Source organism: Streptomyces sp. NPDC001515 (assembly GCF_053597115.1).
Genome location: NZ_JBSFHN010000011.1, coordinates 133053 through 156838, shown reverse-complemented (window position 1 = coordinate 156838; position 23786 = coordinate 133053). Strand labels below are relative to the sequence as shown.

Here is a 23786-nt window from a genome sequence, read left to right as displayed (position 1 = left end):
ACCCGTGCGGGGTGCGCGCGCCACCCCTCATGACCAGCGGCCCGTGCGTCCCAGCAGCAACGCGGTGGCCGCGGTGCCCGCCGTGGAGGTGCGCAGCACGCTCCGGCCGAGCCGGCAGGCCCGTGCCCCGGCCTCGGCGAACACGGCCAGTTCCTCCGGTGAGACACCGCCCTCCGGGCCCACGACCAGCACGATCTCGCCCTCGGCGGGCAGCGGGACGGTGGCCAGCGGCTCGCTGGGGTAGGCGCGGTCCTCGTGCAGGACGGCGGCGAAGTCGGCGGTGGCCAGAAGTGCGGCAACCTGGCGGGTCGTCGCCGCGTCCGCGACGTCCGGGAAGCGGACCCGGCGGGACTGCTTCCCCGCCTCGCGGGCCGTGGCGCGCCATTTGGCCAGCGACTTCAGGCCCCGTTCGCCCTTCCACTGGGTGATGCAGCGGGCGGCCTGCCAGGGCACGATCGCGTCGACGCCGGTCTCCGTCATGGTCTCGACGGCCAGTTCGCCCCGGTCGCCCTTGGGCAGGGCCTGGACGACGGTGATGCGCACGCCGGGCGGCGGCTCCTCGTGGACGGTCTCCAGACCTCCGAGGGTCAGCCGGTCCTTGCCCTCGGCGGCGGTGACGACGCCCTCGGCCCAGCGGCCCCGGCCGTCGGTGAGGACGACGTCCTCCCCCGCGTGCAGACGCTTCACCGACACGGCGTGCCGGCCCTCGGGGCCGTCCAGAACGAATCCGGGGCTCTGCGGCAGCTGGTCGACGACGAAGACGGGTGCCGTCACGGTGTGCTCCTCGTGCTCAACGCCGTGCGTGCGGCGTCCAGTTCCTCGGCGAGCAGGCGGACCAGCCGGCCGGCCGCCATCTCGCGGACCATCCGGTGGCCCTGACCGGCCCACAGTGCCATGCCCTGGGCGTCCCCCGTGCGGGCGGCCGCCTTGCGCAGCGGCGCGGTCAGATGGTGGACCTGCGGATAGGCGGCGGGGGCGTACGGTCCGTGCTCGCGCACGAAGCGGTTGACCAGGCCGCGGGCCGGGCGGCCGGAGAAGGCCCGGGTCAGGACGGTGCGCGTGAACAGCGGGTTGGTGAGGGCCTGTTTGTGCAGCACGGGGGCGCCGGACTCGGGGCAGGGCAGGAAGGCGGTGCCGAGCTGCGCGGCGTCGGCGCCGGCCGCGAGCACGGCGGCGATCTGCGCGCCGCGCATCAGTCCGCCGGCGGCGATGACCGGTATCTGCACGGTCTCGCGGACCTGGGCGACCAGGGTGAGCAGCCCGGTCCCGGCGCCGCCCGTCTGCGGGTCGTCGTGGAACGTGGACTGGTGGCCGCCCGCCTCGACGCCCTGGGCGCAGACGGCGTCGGCCCCGGCCCACTGCGCGGCCTGGGCCTCCTCGGGGGTGGTGACGGTGACGACGGTGTACGTGCCGGCCGCGGCGAAGGCGTCGAGGGTGTCGCGGGAGGGGCAGCCGAAGGTGAAGGAGACGACCGGGACCGGGTCCTCCAGCAGGATGGCGAGCTTGGCCTCGTAGCCGTCGTCGCCGCAGGAGTCGGTGTCGCCGAGCGGGGTCTCGTACCAGGTGGACTCGCCCGCGAGCTGCTGCCGGTAGACCTCGACGGCGGCCGGGTCGGTGAGCGTGGGCTGCGGCATGAAGAGGTTGACGCCGAAGGGCTGGGAGGTGAGTCCGCGCACCTGGGTGATCTCGTGGTACATCCCGTCCGCCGTCTTGTACCCGGCGGCCAGGAAGCCGAGCCCGCCCGCCTCGGCGACGGCGGCGGCCAGCTGGGGACAGGCTCCGCCCCCCGCCATGGGGGCCTGCACGATCGGATACCGGCAGAGATCGGTCAGTGCGGAGGACATGACCGCATCGTGTCATGTCCTTCCCGTCCCGTGACGCACACCCCGAGGCCGTGATGTGTCGGCACATGGGGTACGAGCCCGGCGAAACCGGACCCGCACCCCATATGGCCGGCCGGCCTAGCGGCCGTTGAAGGCGTCCTTGAGGCGCGAGAACAGGCCCTGCTGGCCGGGCTGGAACTGCCCGGTGGGCCGCTCCTCGCCACGGACCTTGGCCAGCTCGCGCAGCAGCCGCTCCTGCTCGGGGTCGAGCTTGGTCGGGGTCGTCACCTCGACGTGCACGATGAGGTCGCCGCGTCCGCCGCCGCGCAGATGCGTGACGCCGCGCCCGTGCAGCGGGACGGACTGGCCGGACTGGGTGCCGGGCCGGATGTCGACCTCCTCCAGGCCGTCCAGCGTCTCCAGCGGCACCTTGGTGCCGAGGGCCGCCGCCGTCATGGGGATGGTGACCGTGCAGTGCAGATCGTCGCCGCGGCGCTGGAAGACGCTGTGCGGCAGCTCGTGGATCTCGACGTAGAGGTCACCGGCCGGGCCGCCGCCGGGGCCGACCTCGCCCTCGCCGGCGAGCTGGATGCGGGTGCCGTTGTCGACACCGGCGGGGATCTTCACGGTGAGCGTGCGCCGCGAGCGGATGCGGCCGTCACCGGCGCACTCCGGGCACGGGGTCGGCACGACCGTACCGAAGCCCTGGCACTGCGGGCAGGGGCGCGAGGTCATGACCTGGCCGAGGAAGGACCGGGTGACCTGGGAGACCTCACCCCGGCCGCGGCACATGTCACAGGTCTGCGCGGAGGTGCCGGGGGCCGCCCCCTCGCCGCTGCACGTCGTACAGACGACGGCGGTGTCGACCTGGATGTCCTTGGTCGTCCCGAAGGCCGCCTCGGAGAGGTCGATCTCCAGCCGGATCATGGCGTCCTGGCCCCGGCGGGTGCGCGAGCGCGGTCCGCGCTGCGAGGCCGTGCCGAAGAAGGCGTCCATGATGTCGGAGAAGTTGCCGAAGCCGCCCTGTCCGAAGCCGCCCGCACCGCCGCCGCCGGAGGCGGACAGCGGGTCGCCGCCGAGGTCGTAGACCTGCTTCTTCTGGGCGTCCGACAGCACCTCGTAGGCGGCGTTGATCTCCTTGAACCGCTCCTGGGTCTTCGGATCGGGGTTCACGTCCGGGTGCAGCTCGCGGGCGAGCCTCCGGAAGGCCTTCTTGATTTCGTCCTGAGACGCGTCGCGGCGTACGCCGAGTACGGCGTAGTAGTCCGTGGCCACTTACGACTCCGCCAGGATCTGTCCGACGTAACGTGCCACTGCGCGTACCGCTCCCATCGTTCCGGGGTAGTCCATGCGGGTCGGTCCGACCACGCCGAGTTTGGCGACTGCCTCGTCGCCCGAACCGTAGCCGACCGCGACGACGGACGTGGAGTTCAGCCCCTCGTGGGCGTTCTCGTGCCCGATACGTACGGTCATGCCCGAGTCCTTGGCCTCGCCGAGCAGCTTCAGCAGCACGACCTGCTCCTCCAGTGCCTCCAGCACCGGCCGGATCATCACCGGGAAGTCGTGTCCGAAGCGGGTGAGGTTGGAGGTGCCGCCGATCATCAGCCGCTCCTCCGTCTCCTCGACGAGGGTTTCGAGCAGGATCGAGAGCACGGTGGACACGGTTCCCCGGTCCTCGCTCTCGAAGGATTCCGGCAGGTCCTGCACCAGCTGCGGGACGTCCGCGAAACGGCGCCCCACCACGCGGCTGTTGAGCCGGGCCCGCAGATCGGCCAGCGGCGTCTCGCCGAACGGCGCGGGGCAGTCCACCATGCGCTGTTCGACCCGGCCGGTGTCCGTGATCAGCACGAGCATCAGCCGGGCGGGCGCCAGGGCGAGCAGTTCCACGTGCCGCACCGTCGAACGGGTCAGCGAGGGGTACTGCACGACGGCGACCTGCCGGGTCAGCTGCGCGAGCAGCCGGACGGTGCGGCCCACGACGTCGTCGAGGTCGACCGCGCCGTCGAGGAAGTTCTGAATGGCGCGGCGCTCCGGCGACGAGAGGGGCTTGACGCCCGCGAGCTTGTCGACGAAGAGCCGGTAGCCCTTGTCCGTGGGGATGCGCCCGGCACTGGTGTGCGGCTGGGCGATGAAGCCCTCGTCCTCCAGCACCGCCATGTCGTTGCGCACGGTGGCCGGGGAGACCCCCAGCTTGTGCCGCTCGGTGAGCGCCTTGGAGCCGACGGGCTCCTCGGTGCCGACATAGTCCTGGACGATGGCGCGCAACACTTCGAGTCTGCGTTCGCTGAGCATCGCGCACACCTCCAGCTGTGTACCTCGGTCGTTCTCGGGCCGTTCCCGGGCCCGTTCCTGGCACTCTGTGCGGACGAGTGCCAGCCCTGCCCCGGTCAGTGTACGGCGACGGGGTGGCCCCCTAGCAAGGGCGACCGGCCACGCTACCCCGGGATCGCGCAGGTCGTTGCCGATAGCGTCGCGGTATGGACGCCTCTTGGGAAGAGTTCGGCTGGGAGCGGCTCGGACACGGAGTGGGGCGGCGACGCCTTCCGGTGTGGGACGCGACCGTGCTCCTGGTGGCCGGGGCCGACGGAGTGCTGCTCTGCGACACCGGCTCGTCACTCCGCGAAGCCGCCGAGGTACGTGCCCAGGCACGGGCGATGCTGGGCCGGAAGGTGACGCATATCGCACTCAGCCACCCCCATTTCGATCACGTCTTCGGCACGGCCGCGTTCCCCGGCGCACAGGTGTACGCGGCGGCCGGCGCCGCCGCGCTGCTGCGGACCGGGGCCGGGGAGCTGCGCGCCGACGCCGTGGCCCACGGGCTCCCGGAGCGGGAGGCGGCCGAGTCCGCCGAAGCGCTGGTGGTCCCGGACCACGAGGTGGCGGGCGCGTCGGTGCTCGATCTGGGCGGTGGGCGCGAGGTGCTGCTGGTCGATCTCGGCGCGGCGCACAGCGGCCACGACCTGGCGGTCCTGGTGCCCGGGGCTCCCCCGGTCGTGTACTGCGGCGACCTCGTCGAGGAGTCGGGCGAGCCGCAGGCGGGCCCGGACGCCTCCCCCGCGCGCTGGCCGGCCTCCCTGGACCGGCTGCTGGAGCTGGGCGGCGAGGACGCCCGCTACGTGCCGGGGCACGGGGCCGTGGTGGACGCCGCGTTCGTCCGGGCGCAGCGGGACGGGCTGGCCCGGCGGTTCGGCGTGCCGGGCCCGGGGTGAATCCGCGGGGCGGGACCGGGTTCGGGGTGAATCCGCGGGGCGGGACCACGATCCGGCGCGCGGCGGGCCGGCGTGCGTCCGGACGGCGGGCGCGCCCGGTTCGGGGGGCGGCGGGTCCGGCGGGCGGCCGAAAGGCGGGTCCCCGGGGCGCTCGCCGCTTATCGTCGTGCGATGCGCAGCTACCAGCCGGACCTGACCCCGCCGTGGAAGCGGTCCGCCCCCGTGCCCGAGGTGCCCGCCGATCCCGATCTGGTCGTGGAGGAGGTCGCCACCGGCTTCTGCGGTGCGGTGATCCGCTGCGAGAAGACCGCCGAGGGGCCGACCGTGACCCTGGAGGACCGGTTCGGCAAGCACCGGGTCTTCCCGATGGCGCCGCGCGGCTTCCTGCTGGAGGGGCGCGTCGTCACGCTGGTGCGCCCGGCGGCCGGGGGTCCGGCGCGCCCGGCGCGGACGGCGTCGGGCTCGGTGGCGGTGCCCGGCGCGCGGGCGCGGGTGGCACGCGCCGGGCGGATCTACGTGGAGGGCCGGCACGACGCCGAGCTGGTGGAGCGGGTCTGGGGCGACGACCTGCGGATCGAGGGCGTGGTCGTCGAGTACCTGGAGGGCGTCGACGATCTCCCCGCGATCGTCCGGGCGTTCGCGCCGGCGCCCGACGCCCGGCTCGGGGTCCTGGTCGACCATCTGGTCCCGGGCTCCAAGGAGTCCCGCATCGCGGCCGAGGTGACCGACGCGAACGTGCTGGTGGTCGGCCATCCGTACATCGACGTCTGGGAGGCGGTGAAGCCCTCCTCGCTGGGGATCCCCGGCTGGCCCCGCGTCCCGCGCGGCCAGGACTGGAAGACGGGCGTCTGCCGGGCGCTGGGCTGGCCGGAGAACACGGGCGCGGCCTGGCAGCACATCCTGTCGAAGGTGCGCTCCTACAAGGACCTGGAGCCGGAGCTGCTGGGGCGGGTGGAGCACCTGATCGACTTCGTGACCGCCCCCGCCGAGTAGGCGCCCTGCCGGGGCGGGTGCGGGCCCCGGGGGCTCAGTCCACCAGGTCCCGCACCACCGCGTCCGCCAGGAGCCGCCCGCGCAGCGTGAGCACCGCGCGCCCCTCCCCGTACGGTCCCGGCTCCAGCAGGCCGTCGTCCACGGCGCGGGCGGACGCGGCGAGTCCGGCCGGGGCGAGCAGGGAGAGCGGGCAGCCGTCGACGAGCCGCAGCTCCAGCAGGATGCGCTCGACGCGCCGGTCCTCGTCGGAGAGGACCTCACGGCCGGCGCCGGGCGAGCGCCCCTCGGCCAGCGCCTGCGCGTACGCCCCGGGGTGCTTGACGTTCCACCAGCGCACTCCGCCGACGTGGCTGTGCGCGCCGGGGCCGGCGCCCCACCAGTCGGCGCCGCGCCAGTACAGCTCGTTGTGCAGGCAGCGGCCCTCGGGCGTCCGGGACCAGTTCGACACCTCGTACCAGGAGTAGCCTGCCGCGGCCAGCACCTCGTCGGCGATGAGGTAGCGGTCGGCGTGGGCGTCGTCGTCCGTCATGGGGATCTCGCCGCGCCTGATCCGGCGGGCCAGCTGGGTGCCCTCCTCCACGATCAGCGCGTACGCCGAGACGTGGTCGGGGCCGGCGCCGATCGCCGCGTCGAGGGAGGCGCGCCAGTCGTCGTCGGACTCGCCGGGCGTGCCGTAGATCAGGTCGAGGTTGATGTGGTCGAAGCCTGCTGCCCTCGCCTCCGCGACGCACGCCTCGGGCCTGCCGGGGGTGTGGGTGCGGTCGAGGATCTTCAGGACGTGCCGGCGGGCGCTCTGCATGCCGAAGGAGATCCGGTTGAAGCCGCCCTCGCGCAGCTCCGCGAGGTAGGCGGGGCCGACCGACTCGGGGTTGGCCTCGGTGGTGATCTCCGCGTCGTCCGCGAGGCCGAACTCGTCCCGGATCGCGGCCAGCATCCGCACCAGGTCGGCCGCGGCCAGCAGGGTCGGGGTGCCGCCGCCGACGAAGACCGTGCGGACCGTGCGGGGGTCGTCGCCCAGGACCTCGCGGGCCCGGCGGACCTCCCCGACGAGATGGGCGGCGTAGTTGTCGCGGGAGGCCAGCGCCCCGCCGGAGCCGCGCAGCTCGGTGGCGGTGTAGGTGTTGAAGTCGCAGTAGCCGCAGCGGGTCGCGCAGTAGGGCACGTGCAGGTAGAAGCCGAGCGGGCGGTCTGCGGCGCCTTCCAGGGCGTGGCGGGGCAGCGCCCCGTCGTCGGGCACGGGTTCACCATCGGGCAGTACGGAAGGCATACCGCCCATTGTCGCGCGCCGCCCGGCGAACGGACGCCACGGCCGCCCGGCCGACCGGGACGCCACGTGGGCCGGCTATTCGGCCTGGAGGACCAGCAGGGCCAGATCGTCGTCCGGCGGCCGTTCGGCGAAGGCGTGCACGGCGTTCTTGATCCGGTCCGCGATGCCCTCGGCGTCCAGCCCCGCGCATCCGGAGAGCGCCCGCGCGAGCCCGTCCCCGTCGTCGAACATCAGCGGCCCCGAGCGCCGCTCGGTCACCCCGTCGGTGACGCAGAGCAGGCTGTCGCCGGGGGCCAGCTCGAAGCTCTGGGTCTCGTAGACGGCGTCGTCCATCACCCCGAGGAGCAGCTGCGGTTCCGCGGCCGGGCGGACCGTGCCGTCGGGGCGCAGCAGCAGCGGCAGCGGATGTCCGGCGCTGACCAGGGTGCAGCGGGCCCCGCCGCCGGGCAGCGGGACCAGCTCCCCGTAGAGCAGGGAGAGGAACCGGGACTGCCCGGTGTCCGCCGAGTGCTGGCCGCCGGCGGCGGCGACCATGAGCGCGGCGGCCTCGGCGGCCTCCATCGCGTCGTCGAGGAGCAGCCGGTTGAGCCGGACCAGGACCTCGTCGGCCTGGAATCCCTCGCGGGCCAGCAGCCGCAGCCAGGGGCGGGCGAGTCCGGTGACGACGGCCGCCTCGGGGCCGCTGCCCTGGACGTCCCCGAGGACGAAGCACCAGCGGTCGCCGGGGCACGGGAAGATGTCGTAGAAGTCGCCGCCGACCACCCCGTCGTCGCTGGGCTCGTAGACGAGGGAGCTGGCCACTCCCGGTATCTCGGCGACCTTGCTGGGCAGCAGTCCGCGCTGGAGGATGCGGCTGATGGTGGCCTGGCGGGTGTACGCGCGGGCGGCGCCGACGGCGAGGCCGACCCGGCGGACGAAGTCCTCGATCAGCGCGATGGCCTCGTCGGGGACCCGGACGATGCCCTCGCGGCCGAGGTAGACGGCGCCCAGGGTGCGGCCGCCGGAGGTGATCCGGTAGGCGAGGGCGACGCCCTGGCCGGGCTTGCCGCCGTCCTCCTCGCCGCTGCCGGGCCAGGGCATGGAGACGGGGCCGGTCCCGACCCGTTCCGGCAGGCGCAGCGGGTCGTGCTCCAGTTGGGCGCGCAGGCCCGGGATGCGGGACTCGTCGATGTGCCACACCTTGGCCAGGCGGGGGACGGCGGCCCGGCCGCCGCTCTCCGGTTCCAGCCAGATCGCGCACCAGTCCGCGAGCCTGGGGACCAGTAACTGTCCGGCGAGCGAGGCGACGATGTCCTCGTCGAGCTGTCCGGCCAGCAGGTCCGATGCCTCGGCGAGGAACGAGAGCGCGCCCCGGCCGGCCCAGTCCGCGTCGTCGCGCAGGGCGCGGCGGGCGGTGGGGGCGAGCAGTTCGGCGGCGCGCAGCCCCTGCGGGAAGCCGGATTCGGGGCGGTTGTCGGGGAAGGGGTTCCAGTCGTCGACGGGGAGCCGGGCCCAGACGGTCTTGAGGCCGGTGCGGTAGGTGATGCCCCAGCGTTCGGCGAGGGTGGCGACCAGTTCCAGTCCGCGTCCGTATTCGGCGGGCTCGCCCGGGGCGCCGGCCGCCCCGGCGTTCTCGGCGCGGTCGCTGCGCACGGCGCGGGTGGGGTGGTGGTCGGAGACCTCCAGGACCAGGGCGGACGCCTCCTCGTCGGTGGCCTCCTCCAGCCGGAAGAGCAGTTCGACGGTGGTTCCGGCGTGCACGACGGCGTTGGTGACGAGTTCGCTGACGACGACCGCCGCGTCGTCGGACAGCCGCTCGCTGAAGCCGACGGCCGCGGGGAGTCCGAGCCCGCTCCATTCGGCGAGCGCGGCGGCGACGAAGCGCCGGGCCGCCGCGGGCGCCAGCAGGTTCCCGGGAAGACTCGTCCGGGCGACCGGCTGTCCCCCGCCGGCCGGGCCGGCGGCTCCGGAATGCTCCACGATGTCCCGCTGCAAGGGAATGGACCCCACAGGGCGGCTCCTGACCTGTTCTCGCTCTGTCTGTTCTCCGTTCGGGCGGTGCCGCGGGCCGTGGGAGGGCTCGCGGCAGCCGGCCCAGGACCGACGACGACACGGACAGAGTGACAGATCGGCTCCTGGCATACGCGACGAGTTACGGAATTGCCGCGCGGCGCACTCCGGCGCACCGGCCCGGCGCACAATGCGCGCCGGGCCGGTGGGGGCGTGGAGCGGAGCCGTTGGCAGGGGACCGCGCGGAGCCGTTTCCGGGCCACGCGGGAACCATTCCCGGGCCACGCGCGCCCCCGTTCCGGGGCCACGCGCGCCCCCTTCTCAGGCCTCGCGCGACCCCGCGTACATCTCGTCGATCAGGTCCTTGTAGGTGCGCTCGACGACGGGCCTCTTCAGCTTGAGGCTGGGCGTGACCTCGCCGTGCTCGATGTCGAGGTCGCGCGGGAGCAGCCGGAACTTCTTGATGGTCTGCCAGCGCTGGAGTCCCTCGTTGAGGCGCTTGACGTAGCCGTCGATCAGCTCGACGGTCTTCGGGGACGCCACGACGTCGGCGTACGCCTTGCCCTCCATGCCGTTCTCGGCGGCCCAGCCGAGGATGGTGGGCTCGTCGAGGGCGATCAGCGCGGTGCAGAAGTTCCGGTCGGCGCCGTGCACCAGGATGTTGGAGACGAACGGGCAGACGGCCTTGAACTGGCCCTCGACCTCGGCGGGCGCGATGTACTTGCCGCCGGAGGTCTTGATGAGGTCCTTCTTGCGGTCGGTGATCCGCAGATAGCCGTCCACGGACAGTTCGCCGATGTCGCCGGTGTGGAACCAGCCGTCGGCCTCCAGCACCTCGGCCGTCTTGTCGGGCAGGCCCTGGTAGCCCTGCATGATGCCGGGGCCGCGCAGCAGGATCTCGCCGTCGTCCGCGATCCGGACCTCGGTGCCGGGGAGCGGCTTGCCGACGGTGCCGGTGCGGTAGGCCTCGCCGGGGTTGACGAAGGAGGCGGCGCTGGACTCCGTGAGGCCGTAGCCCTCCAGGATGTGGATGCCGGCGCCGGCGAAGAAGAAGCCGATGTCGGGGGCGAGCGCGGCGGAGCCGGAGACGCAGGCGCGGAGCCGGCCGCCGAATGCCTCGCGGATCTTGGCGTAGACGAGGGTGTCGGCGACCTTGTGCTTGGCGCCGAGCCCGAAGGGGACGGAGGCGGTGCCGGTGCGCCGGAAGTTGTCCTGGGAGACCCGGGCGTACTCGCGGGCGACGCCTGCCGCCCACTGGAAGATCTTGTACTTGGCCCCGCCGCCGGCGCGGGCCTTGGCCGCGACGCCGTTGTAGACCTTCTCGAAGATGCGCGGCACGGCCGCCATGTAGGTCGGCTGGACGACGGGCAGATTCTCGATGATCTTGTCGACCCGGCCGTCGACGGCGGTGACGTGGCCGACCTCGATCTGGCCGGAGGTGAGCACCTTGCCGAAGACGTGGGCGAGCGGCAGCCAGAGGTACTGGACGTCGTCCTTGGTGATCAGCCCGGTGGCGACGGTGGCCTTGGCCATGTACGACCAGTTGTCGTGCGGCAGCCGCACGCCCTTGGGGCGGCCGGTGGTGCCGGAGGTGTAGATGAGGGTGGCGAGCTGGTCGGAGGTGATCGCCCCGACCCGCGCCTTGATGGCGTCCGGGTGCTCGGCCAGGTGCTCGTTGCCCAGCGCCTCCAGCTCGGCCAGGGTGAGCACCCAGCCCTCCGGGTCGCCCTCGGCCGGTTCCACGCCCTCGGCGTCGATGACGACGACGTGGGAGAGGGCGGGCAGCTCGGCGCGGCGCTCGCGGGCCTTGGCGAGCTGGGTGGCGTCCTCGGCGATGAGGACCCGGCTCTCGGAGTCGGAGAGGATGAACGCGGACTCGTCGGCGTTGGTGGACGGGTAGACCGTGGTGGTCGCGGCGCCCGCGCACATGACGCCGAGGTCGGCGAGGATCCACTCGACCCGGGTGCTGGAGGCGAGCGCGACGCGCTCCTCCGGGCGGACGCCCAGCGCGATCAGCCCGGCCGCGACGGCGTAGACGCGCTCGGCGGCCTCGGCCCAGCTGAGCGAGCGCCAGGCATCGGGGCCCTCGCCGGTGGCCGACGGGACGGGGTAGCGGTAGGCCTCCGCGTCCGGGGTGGCGGCCACCCGGTCGATGAAGAGGGTCGCCACGGACGGCGGACGGTTCTCGATCATGGTCTGTGTGTCGCTCACGACATCCCTCCGGGCCTACGGCAGTGCTTCACGACCGGCTGCTGGCTGCGGCTTGCTCTCCGCGTGCGTCTCTGTGCTTGATCCTGCTTGTTTAACTGGCGAGTAACTACGAAGCCGTGATCAGGGTAAGGCGCCCGCGCGCCGGGCGTAAGAGGCAACGGGCCCCCGCTTCATAACGAACGGGCCCCCGCGCCGCAGGGTTCTGCGGCACGGGGGCCCGTTCTCCTACCAGCCGGTAGTTACTTCTTCGCCTTGGCCTCGCCCGCGGACTCGTCGGTCGACAGCACCGCGATGAAGGCGTCCTGCGGCACCTCCACGTTGCCGACCATCTTCATCCGCTTCTTGCCCTCCTTCTGCTTCTCCAGCAGCTTCCGCTTACGGGAGATGTCACCGCCGTAGCACTTGGCGAGGACGTCCTTGCGGATGGCGCGGACGGTCTCACGGGCGATGACCCGGGAACCGATGGCGGCCTGGATCGGCACCTCGAAGTTCTGCCGGGGGATGAGCTTCTGCAGCTTGGCGACCAGCCGCACGCCGTACGCGTACGCCTTGTCCTTGTGCGTGACCGCCGAGAAGGCGTCCACCTTGTCGCCGTGCAGCAGGATGTCGACCTTGACGAGCTGCGCGTCCTGCTCGCCGGTGGGCTCGTAGTCCAGCGAGGCGTACCCGCGCGTCTTGGACTTCAGCTGGTCGAAGAAGTCGAAGACGATCTCCGCGAGCGGCAGGGTGTAGCGGATCTCGACCCGGTCCTCGGAGAGGTAGTCCATGCCGAGCAGGGTGCCGCGGCGCTGCTGGCACAGCTCCATGATCGCGCCGATGAACTCGCTGGGCGCCAGGACCGTGGCCCGGACGACCGGCTCGAACACCTTGTCGATCTTGCCCTCGGGAAATTCACTCGGGTTGGTGACGGTGTGCTCGGTGCCGTCCTCCATCTCGACCCGGTAGACCACGTTGGGTGCGGTGGCGATGAGGTCGAGGCCGAACTCGCGCTCCAGGCGCTCGCGGACCACGTCGAGGTGGAGCAGGCCGAGGAAGCCCACGCGGAAGCCGAAGCCGAGCGCGGCGGACGTCTCGGGCTCGTACACCAGGGCGGCGTCGTTGAGCTGGAGCTTGTCGAGGGCCTCGCGCAGGTCCGGGTAGTCCGAACCGTCCAGCGGGTAGAGCCCGGAGAACACCATCGGCTTGGGGTCCTTGTAGCCGCCCAGCGCCTCGGTCGCCCCGTTGTTCAGCGAGGTGATCGTGTCACCGACCTTGGACTGCCGGACGTCCTTCACTCCGGTGATGATGTAGCCGACCTCGCCGACGCCGATGCCGTCGGACGGGGTCATCTCCGGCGAGGAGACGCCGATCTCCAGCAGCTCGTGGGTGGCACCGGTCGACATCATCCGGATGCGCTCGCGCTTGTTCAGCGAGCCGTCGACGACACGGACGTACGTCACGACGCCCCGGTACGAGTCGTAGACCGAGTCGAAGATCATCGCGCGGGCCGGGGCGTCCGCGACGCCGACGGGGGCCGGCACGTCCCGGACGACGCGGTCGAGCAGCGCGTCCACGCCCATCCCGGTCTTCGCGGAGACCTTCAGCACGTCCTCCGGCTGGCAGCCGATGAGGTGGGCCAGCTCCTCGGAGAACTTCTCGGGCTGGGCGGCCGGCAGGTCGATCTTGTTGAGCACCGGGACGATGGTGAGGTCGTTCTCCATCGCCAGGTAGAGGTTGGCCAGCGTCTGGGCCTCGATGCCCTGCGCGGCGTCGACCAGCAGGATCGTGCCCTCACAGGCGGCGAGCGAGCGGGAGACCTCGTAGGTGAAGTCGACGTGTCCCGGGGTGTCGATCATGTTGAGGACGTGGGTGCTGCCCTGGCCCTCACCGGTCGTGGGCGCCCAGGGCAGCCGGACCGCCTGGGACTTGATGGTGATGCCGCGCTCGCGCTCGATGTCCATCCGGTCGAGGTACTGAGCGCGCATCTGCCGCTGGTCGACCACCCCGGTCAGCTGGAGCATCCGGTCGGCAAGGGTCGACTTGCCGTGGTCGATGTGCGCGATGATGCAGAAATTGCGGATCAGCGCCGGGTCGGTACGGCTCGGCTCGGGCACGTGGAGAGGAGTCGCGGGCACGCAGGGTCCTGATTCTTGAGACGCCGAACGCCGTGTCTCGGGTCGATGTCGGGTCGGGTCGGATCTGTACGTAGCCTCCATCGTCCCACGCCCGGGGGGCGAAGGCCGGTTTGGGCCGGTCGGAGCGCGGCTGGTACCGTGGGCAGCTGTGTCTGGTGGCTTTCCTGCCATCGGGCGCACATCGAAGATCCAACGAACCTGAAAAGGCTCTTTCGTGGCGAACATCAAGTCCCAGATCAAGCGGAACAAGACGAACGAGAAGGCGCGCCTGCGCAACAAGGCCGTCAAGTCCTCGCTCAAGACCGCGATCCGCAAGGCCCGTGAGGCCGTCGCCGCGGGCGACGTCGAGAAGGCCACCGTGGCCGTTCGCGACGCTTCGCGCGCGCTCGACAAGGCCGTCTCGAAGGGTGTCATCCACAAGAACGCCGCCGCCAACAAGAAGTCGGCGCTGGCCACCAAGGTTGCCACCCTCCAGGGCTGAGCATTCTGATGTGATCGCCGGAAGGGACCCAGCGGGCCCTCTCTCCCGCTCCTGACCGGCACCCCGCGCCGCACACCGAACCTGCGTTCGCCACGCGGGTGCGGCGCACCAAGCACCACCCGAAGGCCCCGACCACTCCCCTCCCCAGGGAAGCGGCCGGGGCCTTCGCCCGTTCACGGGTGCGGTGCGGTGGGGTGCGGGGCAGTGCGGTGGTGGGACGGTGGCCGGCGGGGTGGTGGGACTGGCCAGTGGGGCGGACCGCAGGGCGGTTCGGGCGTACGCGGCGGAGCCGGGGGGCCGGGGGGGGCCGGGGGCCGGGGGGGCCGCCCCGGCGGCCCGTGCCGCCGGAGGAGCAGAGGCCGGTGGTACGGGTCCACTGGCCGGACCGGCCGACGAGCCTACGCGGCGGAGCCGGAGTGGTTACCGCCCACGGCCCGCTCGGGCGGCTCGGGCCACCGCGACCACGGCCTTCTCCAGCGCGTACTCCGGATCGTCCCCGCCGCCCTTGACGCCGGCGTCCGCGTCCGCGACGGCGCGCAGGGCCGCCGCGACGCCGTCCGGCGTCCAGCCGCGCATCTGCTGGCGCACCCGGTCGATCTTCCAGGGCGGCATACCCAGCTCCCGGGCGAGATCGGCGGGCCGCCCGCCGCGCGCCGAGGAGAGCTTGCCGATGGCGCGGACGCCCTGAGCGAGGGCGCTGGTGATCAGGACGGGGGCCACCCCCGTCGACAGCGACCAGCGCAGCGCCTCCAGCGCCTCCGCCGCCCGACCCTCCACGGCCCGGTCCGCGACGGCGAAGCTGGACGCCTCGGCGCGCCCCGTGTAGTACCGCCCGACGACGGCCTCGTCGATCGTGCCCTCGACGTCCGCGACGAGCTGCGACACGGCGCTCGCCAGCTCCCGCAGATCGCTGCCGATCGCGTCGACCAGCGCCTGGCACGCCTCGGGGGTCGCGGACCGCCCCAGCGTCCGGAATTCGCCCCGGACGAAGGAGAGCCGCTCGGCCGGCTTGGTGGTCTTCGGGCAGGCGACCTCGCGGGCCCCGGCCTTGCGCGCGGCATCGAGCAGCGCCTTGCCCTTGGCACCGCCCGCGTGGAGCAGCACGAGGGTGATCTCCTCGACCGGATCGTCGAGGTACTTCTTCACGTCCTTGACCGAGTCGGCGGAGAGGTCCTGCGCGCCGCGCACGATCACCACCTTGCGCTCGGCGAAGAGCGACGGGCTGGTCAGCTCGGCCAGGGTGCCCGGCTGGAGCTGGTCGGAGGTGAGGTCACGGACGTCCGTGTCGGCGTCGGCGGCGCGGGCAGCCGCCACCACCTGCTGCACGGCGCGGTCCAGGAGCAGGTCCTCCTGGCCCACGGCGAGCGTGAGGGGGGCGAGCGGGTCGTCGGTGGAATTCCTTCTGGTGGCCATCGCCGTCCAGCATCCCACGGGGCACCGACAGCCCGGCCGCCCACCGCCCGTCCGGGCCTCCCCGGGCGTACCCCAGAATGTCCGTGTGAGCGATGAGAGACATGTACTGGTCCTGCCCGACCGCGACGCCGCGGAGGAGGCCGCCGAGGAGCTGGCCGAGCGGTTCGGGGTCGACGAGGAACCGCAGATCGTGCGGGACGCCCTGGCGGGCGAGGACGACGCCGAGGACGCCCAGTGGCTGGTCGTCGTGGAGGACCCGCACGGCCGGCTCGACCCCGCGGCGCTCGACGCCTTCGCCGCGGAGTACGAGGGCTGGCGCGAGGCCCCGTAGAGCCGGACGGGCCCGAGCACCGGACCGTAGCGCCGTGCGGGGACGGCGGGCCGAGACGGTCGGAAGAGGTCGCCGGGCGGGAGCGCGGCCGAGCACCCCGGCGTGCGCCCCGGGGTCAGCTCGTCGGGGTCAGCTTTTCGGGACGATCTGGATGTCCATGTCGATGGCGATGCTGGACCCGACCGCGGCGATGCCCCGGGCCAGCATCGTCTGCCAGGTGAGCGTGAAGTCCTCGCGGTGCAGTTCGGTGGTGGCCCGGCAGGCGGCCCGGGTCTCGCCCTCCAGCCCGTTGCCGAGGCCCAGGTACTGGGTGTCCAGCGTGACCGTACGGCTCACCCCGTGCAGGGTGAGCGCCCCGCTCACACCCCAGCGCGTTCCGCCCCGGTGGACGAAGCGGTCGCTGTAGAATTCCAGCGTCGGAAAGCGGCCGACGTCCAGGAAGTCGCTGGAACGCAGGTGATCGTCGCGCATCTGCACGTTCGTGTCGATCGACGCCGCGTCGATGACCACGTGCATGGCCGAGTCCTCCATGCGGTCGGCAATCCGGACCGCCCCCGCGAACGTGTTGAACCGGCCGTGGATACGGGCCATCCCGATGTGCCGGGCCGTGAAGCCGATCTGCGAATGCATCGGCTCGATCTCCCACTCGCCCGGATCGGGCAGCTGGGGCGGCATCGCGACCTGGAGCATCACGTCCCCGAGGCTCGCGTGCCCGCCCTCGGCCACCGCGGCCGCGCCGTGGAACGGGGTGAAGCCCTCCGACGTGACGGCCAGCCGGTACTCCCCCGCCGGCACCGTGGCGAGCACATTGCCGTACGGGTCCGTCTCGCCCCCGACGATCTTGCGACCCGTGGTGTCCGTGACCACGAACTCGGCCTGCTGCACGGGCTCGTTGACCGGGTCGAGAACCCGGCAGCTGAGGACGCCCGCGGATTCCGGCACCGCGAGTCCGGCGAGGGCGCCGCCGCGTGCGGCACCGGTCCCTCTCTTGTTTCCGAGCCAACGGCCGAACATCTTCACGCACTCCCGGGGGCGGTTTCACCTCGGGCCGAAGGTCTGGACTTCGTTGTCGGAGCAGCGGCCCGCCGACGAGCATGCATTCGATCACCTTTGCGGCGTTCGAGGCAAACAGAGCAGCTCGCAGGAGCTTGGGTGGAGGTGTTACCGAAGGTCCGAATTCACGGTTCCGCTTGTGTGTATCACCCATTCGCAGAAGAAAACGTCGTAAACGGCCCGGCTCCCTGGTCAGGAGGCAGCCGGTCCAGCCGGATTCCGAAATGCTCACGGTAGGTCGCGAACACCTCCGCGTCGCTCCCCAGCACCGCCTCGTCCCGCCGCTCCCCTCGCGTCGTGAGGAGCCGGTGGCCCCTGAGCGTGATCCGCCCGTCCTCGGTGAACAACGAACAGACGGGGCCACGGGTGAAGCCGGAATCGGGTGACGTCCGGTGGTACCACGCCCCGGCCCGGAAGTCCGCCAGCGCCCGGGGCCTCGGGTCGAGCCGGAACTGCGGCGCCCCGTCCCGCAGCACATCGAGATCTCCGCTGCTCCCGCGTCCGCCGCTCCCCGGTCCGCTGCCCCCGACCCGCACGTCGACTCCGTCCTCCTCCACCGGCGCGGGACCGATCCGGAAGGTACCGGCGGGGTCCTCCTGGTCCGCCCGGCCGTCGAGCGCGAGCGGATACCGGGCATGGTCGCCGAAGCCCACATCGGCCAGCCACGGCCCGCTCCCGTCGACCGTCTCCACCCGCAGCGCCATGTGGTCGTACGGGATGCCAAGCCGCCCGTCGCCCCCGTACACCCGTGCCTGGAGCAGGTCGACCCGGAACCCGAGCCCGCGCAGCAGCACCGCGAAGGCCCCGTTGAGTTCGTAGCAGAACCCGCCCCTCCGGCCCGCCACCACCTTGTCCAGCAGCGCCCCCTCCTCCAGCACGATGTCCTCGCCCAGATGGATCGAGAGGTTCTCGAAGGGCACGGTGGCCAGATGGCGTTCCTGCAACTCCCGCAGCGCGCCCGCGTCGGGCCGAGCGGGCGCGACCGCCCCGATCCGCTCCAGGTAGGCGTCGACGGTCTGCTGTGCACTCGGTTCCATGCGGCGAGTCTGTCCCGGCGCGCCACGGTCCGCCATGAGCCGGTGGTCCTAGGTCGCGTGCCCGAGGCACGGGAGCGGTCCGTCCCACTAGCGTGCCGTGCATGACCGTTCAGGAACCGGCACGCAGCCGGGAACAGCGCAAGCAGGACGTGCTCGACCATCTGGAGAACGACGAGGACGCCTGGGTGTCGACGGCCTCGGCGGACGGGGTGCCGACCCTGGTCCCGTTGTCGTTCGTCTGGGACGGCGAGACGCTCCTCATGGCCACCCGGCGCACCAACCCGACGGCGGTCAACCTGACCCCGTCCGGACAGGCCCGGATCGCACTCGGCCCGACCCGCGACGTGGTGCTCATCGACGCCACACCGGAGCTCGTCGAGGGCACGGACCTCCCCTCGGCCTCCGGCGACGCCTTCGCCGCCAAGCTCGCCTGGGACCTGCGCGGCCGCCCCTCCTGGGTCTATCTGCGCTTCACCCCGTACGCGATCCGCGCCTGGCGCGAGGAGAACGAACTGGCCGGCCGCGAGCTGATGGCCGACGGCCGCTGGCTGGAGCCGGACGCACACGCCCAGGAGCAGTGACGGGGCCGGGGCAGGGGCCGGGCCGGTCAGCCGGACTCCGGCGACCCGGCCGGCCGCCCCGTACACCCCCACAGGGCCACGCCGGCCCACCCCCTGCCCCAAGACCGGCCCGCCTCCCCGCTGCGTCATGACCGGCCCACCTCCCCGCTGCGTCATGACCGGCTCACCTCCCCCTGCCTCATGACCGGCCCACCGCCCGCAGCCCGGCGCCGGTGCCCGTGAGCGCGACCGCCCCGTCCCGGTCCGTACGGAGCAGCACCGCTCCCCCGGCCCCGAGGGCCCCGAGCGTCCGTGGAGCCGGGTGCCCGTACGGGTTGTCGCGGCCGACGCTCACCAGCGCGAACCGGGGCCGGGCGGTGCGCAGCAGGGCCGGGTCCTGGTACGCCGAACCGTGGTGGGCGACCTTCAGCACATCCACCCGGGGCAGCGCCGGGCGGCTCCTCAACAGCGCCTGCTGGGCCGAGGGTTCGAGATCCCCGAGAAGCAGCAGCGTCAGCGGCCCGGCCCGCACGAACAGGGTGACGCTGGCGTCGTTCGGCTCCTGCGGTACGGGCCCGGCGGGCACCGCTCCGGCCCCCGGTCCCGGCGGCCACAGCACCTGCCAGCGCAGGCTCCCGATCCCGCGCCGCTCACCCGGCACCGTACGCAGCACGGGGACGCCGGCCGCCCTGGCCGTCCTCCGTACGAACGCGGCCTGCTCCGGCGGCCTGTCCAGGCTCGTCGTCTGGATCGCCGCGACCGCCCTGCCCCTCAACACACCCGGCAGCCCACGCACATGGTCGGCGTGGAAATGGGTGAGCAGCAGCAACGGGACGCGGCTGACGCCCAGTTCGCTCAGGCACCGGTCGACGGGGCGGGGGTCGGGTCCGGCGTCGACCACCACCCCGGCTCCCGGGCCCGCCGCGAGAACCAAGGCGTCCCCCTGCCCGACGTCGCACATCGCGAACGCCCAGTTCGGCGGCGGCCATCCGGTGAGCACCCGGGTCAACGGCACCGGTCGGAGCACGGCGACGAGGAGAAGCAGCACGACGGCCCCGTACACCCAGGGCCGGTGTCCGATCCGCCGCACCGCCACCACCAGAAGCACCGTCAGGGCGGCCAGGAGCAGCGCTCCCATGGGCCCGTCGGGCCAGTCGACCCCCGCACCGGGCAGCCCGGCCCCGGTACGGGCCACCGACACGATCCACCCGGCAGGCCACCCCGCGATCCGCGCCAGCAGTTCGGCCACGGGCATGGCCACGGGGGCGACGGCCAGCGCCGCGAACCCGAGCACCGTGGCGGGCGCCACCGCGAACTCGGCCAGGAGATTGCACGGCACCGCCACCAGACTCACCCGCGAGGCCAGCAGGACCACGACGGGCGCGCACACCACCTGCGCCGCCTCCGCGGCGGCCAGCGCCTCCGCGAGCCTGGGCGGCACCCGGCGCCGGCGCAGCGCCTCGCTCCACCCCGGAGCCAGGGTCAGCAGGGCGCCGGTGGCCAGGACCGACAGGACGAAGCCGTAACTGCGGGCCAGCCAGGGGTCGTACAGCACCAGCAGCAGCACGGCGGCGGCCAGCGCGGGGATCAGGCTCCGACGCCGCCCGGTGCCGATGGCCAACAGCGTGATCAGGCCGCACGCGGCGGCCCGCAGCACACTGGGTTCGGGCCGGCAGACCAGCACGAACGCGAGCGTGAGTGCGCCCCCGAGCAAGGCGGTCCCCCGCAGCGAGAGCCCCAACCGAGGGGCCAGCCCTCCGCGTTCGGCCCGCAGCGCTCGGCCCGGCGGCCCGATGAGCACAACGAGAAGAATCGCCAGATTCGCTCCGGAGACAGCCATCAGATGTGTGAGGTCGGTCGCCCGGAACGCCTCCCGCAGGCCGGGGTCGACACGGCTGGTGTCGCCGACCACCAGACCGGGCAGCAGCGCCCGCGCGTCCGGCGCCAGGTCCTCCGTCGCCTCTCTCAGCCCCTCGCGCAGTGCGCCCGCCGTGCGCTGGAGCCCGCTGGGCGGACCGATGACGCGCGGCAACCCCTTCCCCTCGGGCCGCAGCACGGCCACGGCCCGTTCCCCGGCGTGCGCGGCCGGGGCCAGCCTGCCCGTGATCCGCAGCCGGGTGGAGGGCAGCAGCCGCTCCCACGGCCCGCTTCCCGCTTCGCCGGGCGTGACGACCACCAGGACCGGCGTCCGCAGCCGGGTCCTCGCACCGTCCGGCCCTGTCAGGCGGACGATCTCGGCGTCCAGGAGCAGGGACACGGGTGTGCTGCGGTCGCCCCGCACCCGGGGAACGGTCCGCCGGGCATCGGACGTGAGGACGATCTCCGCCTCGACGCGGGCGAACTCTCCGGCCAGACCGGGCACCGGCCCCTGCCGCGCCTCCGCCCGGTGCACCCCGGCCGCCACCGCACCCGCCGCTCCGCACAGCAGCACCGCCGCCAGCGCCGTGGCGGACACCGCCGGAAACCCGGCCCGCCCCGTACGCGCCCCTCCCGGCCCGGCCACGGGGTCACACAGCCGCGCCCCTCCACCCTGCCCGACCTCACCAGCGGCACCGCTCCCCGCCCCACCGGGACGCGCGCCGCCGAGCAGCCCGCCCGGCCTCTCGCCCCTCGCCCGCCCGCCGGCACCGGGCGGCAACGCCAGCAGCACCATCGCCGCCCCGACGCAGAGCACCACGCCCACGGCCACCCAGCGTCCGGGAGCGCCCAGGGCCGCTGCCGCGCCCGTCCAGGCCGCGAGCGCCGGCGGAACCAGACGCAGATCGAGCGGGCCCTCCTGACGCGGGTGGGACACCCCGAGCCGCAGCCCGGACGCCGCGTGAACGTCCCCGGCGTCTCCGGCCGAACCGGGGCCGGCGGGCCGGCCACCGCGCGTGTCAGCCCCGGGAACCGAGGGCCGACCACCGCGTGTATCCGCCCCAGGGACCGAAGACCGGCCACCGCCGGTGCCCACTCCCGGAACGCCCCCATCGGGGACCATGGACCGGCCGCCCCTCATGGCCGCACCAACGGTCGCAGGTCGGCGAACCGGCGGTCGCCGATGCCGTTGACTTCGCGGAGTTCGTCGACGGACCGGAAGCCCCCGTGCCGTAGCCGGTAGTCGACGATGTGCTGAGCCAGGACGGGGCCGACACCCGGCAGGGTGTCGAGCTGGTCGACGGTCGCACCGTTGAGGCTCACCGGCCCCGTGGCCCCGGCCCCGGTCCCGGTCCCGGAGACCGCCGACGCGCCGCCCGCCCCGCTCCCCGTACCGCCGGAGACGGCCTGTCCCGGCGGGGCCCCCACGACGATCTGCTCCCCGTCCACAAGGAGGCGTGCCCGGTTGAGGTCGTCGAGGTCGACCCCGGGGCTGGCTCCGCCCGCCGCGCGCAGCGCGTCCACGACCCGGGCACCGGGCGGCAGCTCCTGGATCCCCGGGCGGCGCACCTTCCCGCTGACGTCCACCACGATCCGGCCGCTGCCCGGCCCCGGACCCGCCACCGCTCCGCCGGTCGAACCGGTATCCGCGGCGCCGCCCGAGTCCGCGCCCAAGGCGCCCCCGTCCGCGCCGACCGCCTTCCCGGAACCCGCACCGCCACCCGTCTCCGCCAAGGGATCCCGCGCGGCCTCGCCAACGGCGACCCGCTCCGGGGCAGGTACGGAACCGGGGCGCGCGGCCCAGAATTGCGCCACGGCGAACGCGGTCGCGGCGACCAGGACCACGCCCAGCGCGGCCAGGGTCCTCGGCTCCAGGCCGCACCTCAGCTGGAGCCACACCGGCAGCCGCTCCCGCAGCGCGGACCCGACCCGCGACCGCCATCCCGCGCCCTGCGCCCCGCCCTCGTCCCCGGCCTCCACCCCGGGCTCCGTCTCCGCCACGCCCCCCGCAGCCGCCCCCGGCCCCGGACCCGCGTCAAAGCCGGAGCGGACCCCAGGCCCGGGTCCAGCGTCCGCATCCACGCCCGCGCCCACCCCCGGCGGAGCTTGCGACCACGACTTCGACGTCCCCGCACCCGGCCCACGCACGGGAGGGGAAGCACCGCCCCCGTACAGGCCACCGGACATGAGCGCGTCCGCGCGGCTGCGCGAGGCGGCGGCGAGGGCGGTGCGGTGACGAGCCCGGCGCCGGCCGGGGCCGGTGCCCGCACCGGACCGCGTTCGCACGTCCGACGCGAAGCCCCGCCCCGGCCCACTGCCGGGACCGATACCGGGACGGCTGCCGGCAGTACGCACGGCACGACTGATTGCACGATGTGATCGGGAAGCCATGCCTCACGACGCTAGGCGCCTTCCCGAAATCCCGCTGAGCGCACAGAATTCCGGTGGAAAAGCCCGCAGTTGTGGATAACTCGGCCACCACGAAGAGTGATGTCACGGCCGGTCGGACAGACGGACCGCCAGGGCCGACCGGGCCTGCCCCGCAGCAGAACCGAAGCCGGAGCCGGAACACCGGACCGCATCCGCTCAGCGCGGCGAGACCACCGCTCCCAGCAGCCCCGGGCCGGTGTGCGCGCCGATCACCGCACCGACCTCGCTGACGTGGAGGTCGGCCAGGCCCGGTACCCGTTCGCGAAGCCTGTCGGCGAGGGCGTCGGCGCGTTCGGGAGCCGCGAGGTGGTGGACGGCGATGTCCACCTGCCCGTCCCCCGCCCGTTCGACGACGATCTCCTCCAGCCGGGCGATGGCCTTCGAGGCCGTGCGCACCTTCTCCAGCATCTCGATCCGCCCGTCGTCCAGTTGGAGGAGCGGCTTCACGGCCAGCGCGGAGCCGAACAGCGCCTGCGCCGCACCGATCCGGCCGCCGCGCCTCAGATAGTCCAGGGTGTCGACGTAGAAGTAGGCCGAGGTCGCGGCCGCGCGCTTCTCCGCGGCGGCCACCGCCTCGTCCGCGCCGCCTCCGGCCTCCGCCGTCTCGGCGGCGGACAGGGCGCAGAAGCCGAGGGCCATGGCGACCATCCCGGTGTCGACCACCCGCACCGGCACCGGCGCGTCCTTCGCGGCGAGCAGCGCGGCGTCGTACGTTCCGGAGAACTCCGCCGACAGGTGCAGCGACACGATGGCGCTCGCGCCCGCCTCGGCGACCGCGCGGTAGGTGGCGGCGAAGACTTCGGGGCTGGGTCGCGAGGTGGTGACCGACCGGCGCTTCTGCAGGGCCAGCGCCAGGGAGCGGGACGAGATCTCGGTGCCCTCCTCCAGTGCCTCGTCGCCGAGCACGACGGTCAGCGGCACTGCGGTGATGCCATGCCGTTCCATCGCCTGGGGCGGCAGGTAGGCCGTGGAATCGGTCACGATCGCGACATGGCGGGACATGAGCGGGAGGTTACCT

Annotated in this window: 19 protein-coding genes; 5 read left to right on the top strand and 14 right to left on the bottom strand. The window is 73.4% G+C overall.

Features of this window, described 5'->3' with window-relative positions:
* Positions 1 to 27: 27 nt before the first annotated feature.
* The 4 genes from ACWCXC_RS14495 to hrcA all read right to left on the bottom strand — a co-directional run bounded on the left by ACWCXC_RS14495 (position 28) and on the right by hrcA (position 4115).
* Positions 28 to 774, bottom strand: coding sequence for a 16S rRNA (uracil(1498)-N(3))-methyltransferase (locus tag ACWCXC_RS14495; protein WP_450888907.1), 747 nt, complete (start codon positions 772 to 774; stop codon positions 28 to 30).
* Positions 771 to 1844, bottom strand: a complete 1074-nt coding sequence (locus tag ACWCXC_RS14490; protein WP_450680144.1) for a nitronate monooxygenase — start codon at positions 1842 to 1844, stop codon at positions 771 to 773. Before ACWCXC_RS14490 ends, ACWCXC_RS14495 begins: the two co-directional genes overlap by 4 nt.
* Before the next feature lie 117 nt (positions 1845 to 1961).
* Positions 1962 to 3098, bottom strand: a complete 1137-nt coding sequence (gene dnaJ, locus ACWCXC_RS14485; protein WP_450680145.1) for a molecular chaperone DnaJ — start codon at positions 3096 to 3098, stop codon at positions 1962 to 1964.
* Entirely contained in the window at positions 3099 to 4115 is a 1017-nt protein-coding gene (gene hrcA, locus ACWCXC_RS14480; RefSeq protein WP_450680146.1) for a heat-inducible transcriptional repressor HrcA, read from the bottom strand.
* Between the two features lie 185 nt (positions 4116 to 4300).
* Between hrcA and ACWCXC_RS14475 the strand changes: the two genes are divergently transcribed.
* Both ACWCXC_RS14475 and ACWCXC_RS14470 read left to right on the top strand, forming a co-directional pair.
* Positions 4301 to 5032 (top strand): MBL fold metallo-hydrolase, encoded by a 732-nt coding sequence (locus ACWCXC_RS14475; protein ID WP_450680147.1) that lies wholly within the window; start codon positions 4301 to 4303, stop codon positions 5030 to 5032.
* Positions 5033 to 5203: 171 nt separating this feature from the next.
* A complete protein-coding gene (locus ACWCXC_RS14470) occupies positions 5204 to 6025 on the top strand; it encodes a DUF3097 domain-containing protein (protein WP_450888904.1) in 822 nt (273 codons plus the stop codon).
* Between the two features lie 34 nt (positions 6026 to 6059).
* Here ACWCXC_RS14470 and hemW read toward each other — a convergent pair whose 3' ends face one another.
* The 4 genes from hemW to lepA form a co-directional block, all read right to left on the bottom strand.
* The gene (hemW, locus tag ACWCXC_RS14465; RefSeq protein WP_450680149.1) at positions 6060 to 7301 is read right to left on the bottom strand and encodes a radical SAM family heme chaperone HemW; all 1242 of its coding nucleotides are present in this window, start codon (positions 7299 to 7301) and stop codon (positions 6060 to 6062) included.
* A 66-nt stretch (positions 7302 to 7367) separates the two neighbouring features.
* Complete coding sequence (locus tag ACWCXC_RS14460) at positions 7368 to 9266, bottom strand: SpoIIE family protein phosphatase (RefSeq protein ID WP_450680229.1); 1899 nt, start codon at positions 9264 to 9266, stop codon at positions 7368 to 7370.
* A 336-nt stretch (positions 9267 to 9602) separates the two neighbouring features.
* Positions 9603 to 11492 (bottom strand): AMP-dependent synthetase/ligase, encoded by a 1890-nt coding sequence (locus tag ACWCXC_RS14455; RefSeq protein WP_450680150.1) that lies wholly within the window; start codon positions 11490 to 11492, stop codon positions 9603 to 9605.
* 239 nt (positions 11493 to 11731) lie between these two features.
* On the bottom strand, positions 11732 to 13606 hold the full coding sequence (lepA, locus tag ACWCXC_RS14450) for a translation elongation factor 4 (protein WP_450680151.1): 1875 nt from the start codon (positions 13604 to 13606) through the stop codon (positions 11732 to 11734).
* 214 nt (positions 13607 to 13820) lie between these two features.
* On the opposite strand from lepA, the gene rpsT reads away from it, so the two are divergent.
* On the top strand, positions 13821 to 14087 hold the full coding sequence (gene rpsT / locus ACWCXC_RS14445; RefSeq protein ID WP_450680152.1) for a 30S ribosomal protein S20: 267 nt from the start codon (positions 13821 to 13823) through the stop codon (positions 14085 to 14087).
* A 420-nt stretch (positions 14088 to 14507) separates the two neighbouring features.
* On the opposite strand, the gene holA is transcribed toward rpsT, so the two are convergent.
* Positions 14508 to 15500 (bottom strand): DNA polymerase III subunit delta, encoded by a 993-nt coding sequence (gene holA, locus ACWCXC_RS14440; RefSeq protein WP_450680153.1) that lies wholly within the window; start codon positions 15498 to 15500, stop codon positions 14508 to 14510.
* Between the two features lie 85 nt (positions 15501 to 15585).
* Here holA and ACWCXC_RS14435 point away from each other — a divergent pair, with 85 nt between their 5' ends.
* Entirely contained in the window at positions 15586 to 15831 is a 246-nt protein-coding gene (locus ACWCXC_RS14435) for a hypothetical protein (RefSeq protein WP_450888900.1), read from the top strand.
* 129 nt (positions 15832 to 15960) lie between these two features.
* On the opposite strand, the gene ACWCXC_RS14430 is transcribed toward ACWCXC_RS14435, so the two are convergent.
* Together ACWCXC_RS14430 and ACWCXC_RS14425 are read right to left on the bottom strand one after the other, a co-directional pair.
* Positions 15961 to 16845: a YceI family protein gene (locus ACWCXC_RS14430; protein WP_450680155.1), complete on the bottom strand. Its 885-nt coding sequence runs from the start codon at positions 16843 to 16845 to the stop codon at positions 15961 to 15963.
* A gap of 185 nt (positions 16846 to 17030) precedes the next feature.
* The gene (locus tag ACWCXC_RS14425) at positions 17031 to 17921 is read right to left on the bottom strand and encodes an arylamine N-acetyltransferase family protein (RefSeq protein WP_450888897.1); all 891 of its coding nucleotides are present in this window, start codon (positions 17919 to 17921) and stop codon (positions 17031 to 17033) included.
* 101 nt (positions 17922 to 18022) lie between these two features.
* On the opposite strand from ACWCXC_RS14425, the gene ACWCXC_RS14420 reads away from it, so the two are divergent.
* On the top strand, positions 18023 to 18502 hold the full coding sequence (locus ACWCXC_RS14420; RefSeq protein ID WP_450888895.1) for a pyridoxamine 5'-phosphate oxidase family protein: 480 nt from the start codon (positions 18023 to 18025) through the stop codon (positions 18500 to 18502).
* Positions 18503 to 18680: 178 nt separating this feature from the next.
* Here the strand turns inward: ACWCXC_RS14420 and ACWCXC_RS14415 are convergent, their stop codons facing one another.
* The 3 genes from ACWCXC_RS14415 to ACWCXC_RS14405 form a co-directional block, all read right to left on the bottom strand.
* On the bottom strand, positions 18681 to 21461 hold the full coding sequence (locus ACWCXC_RS14415; protein ID WP_450888893.1) for a ComEC/Rec2 family competence protein: 2781 nt from the start codon (positions 21459 to 21461) through the stop codon (positions 18681 to 18683).
* 14 nt (positions 21462 to 21475) lie between these two features.
* Positions 21476 to 22339 (bottom strand): helix-hairpin-helix domain-containing protein, encoded by an 864-nt coding sequence (locus ACWCXC_RS14410; RefSeq protein ID WP_450888891.1) that lies wholly within the window; start codon positions 22337 to 22339, stop codon positions 21476 to 21478.
* Between the two features lie 585 nt (positions 22340 to 22924).
* Positions 22925 to 23770 (bottom strand): DegV family protein, encoded by an 846-nt coding sequence (locus ACWCXC_RS14405; RefSeq protein WP_450680182.1) that lies wholly within the window; start codon positions 23768 to 23770, stop codon positions 22925 to 22927.
* Between the last annotated feature and the right edge of the window lie 16 nt (positions 23771 to 23786).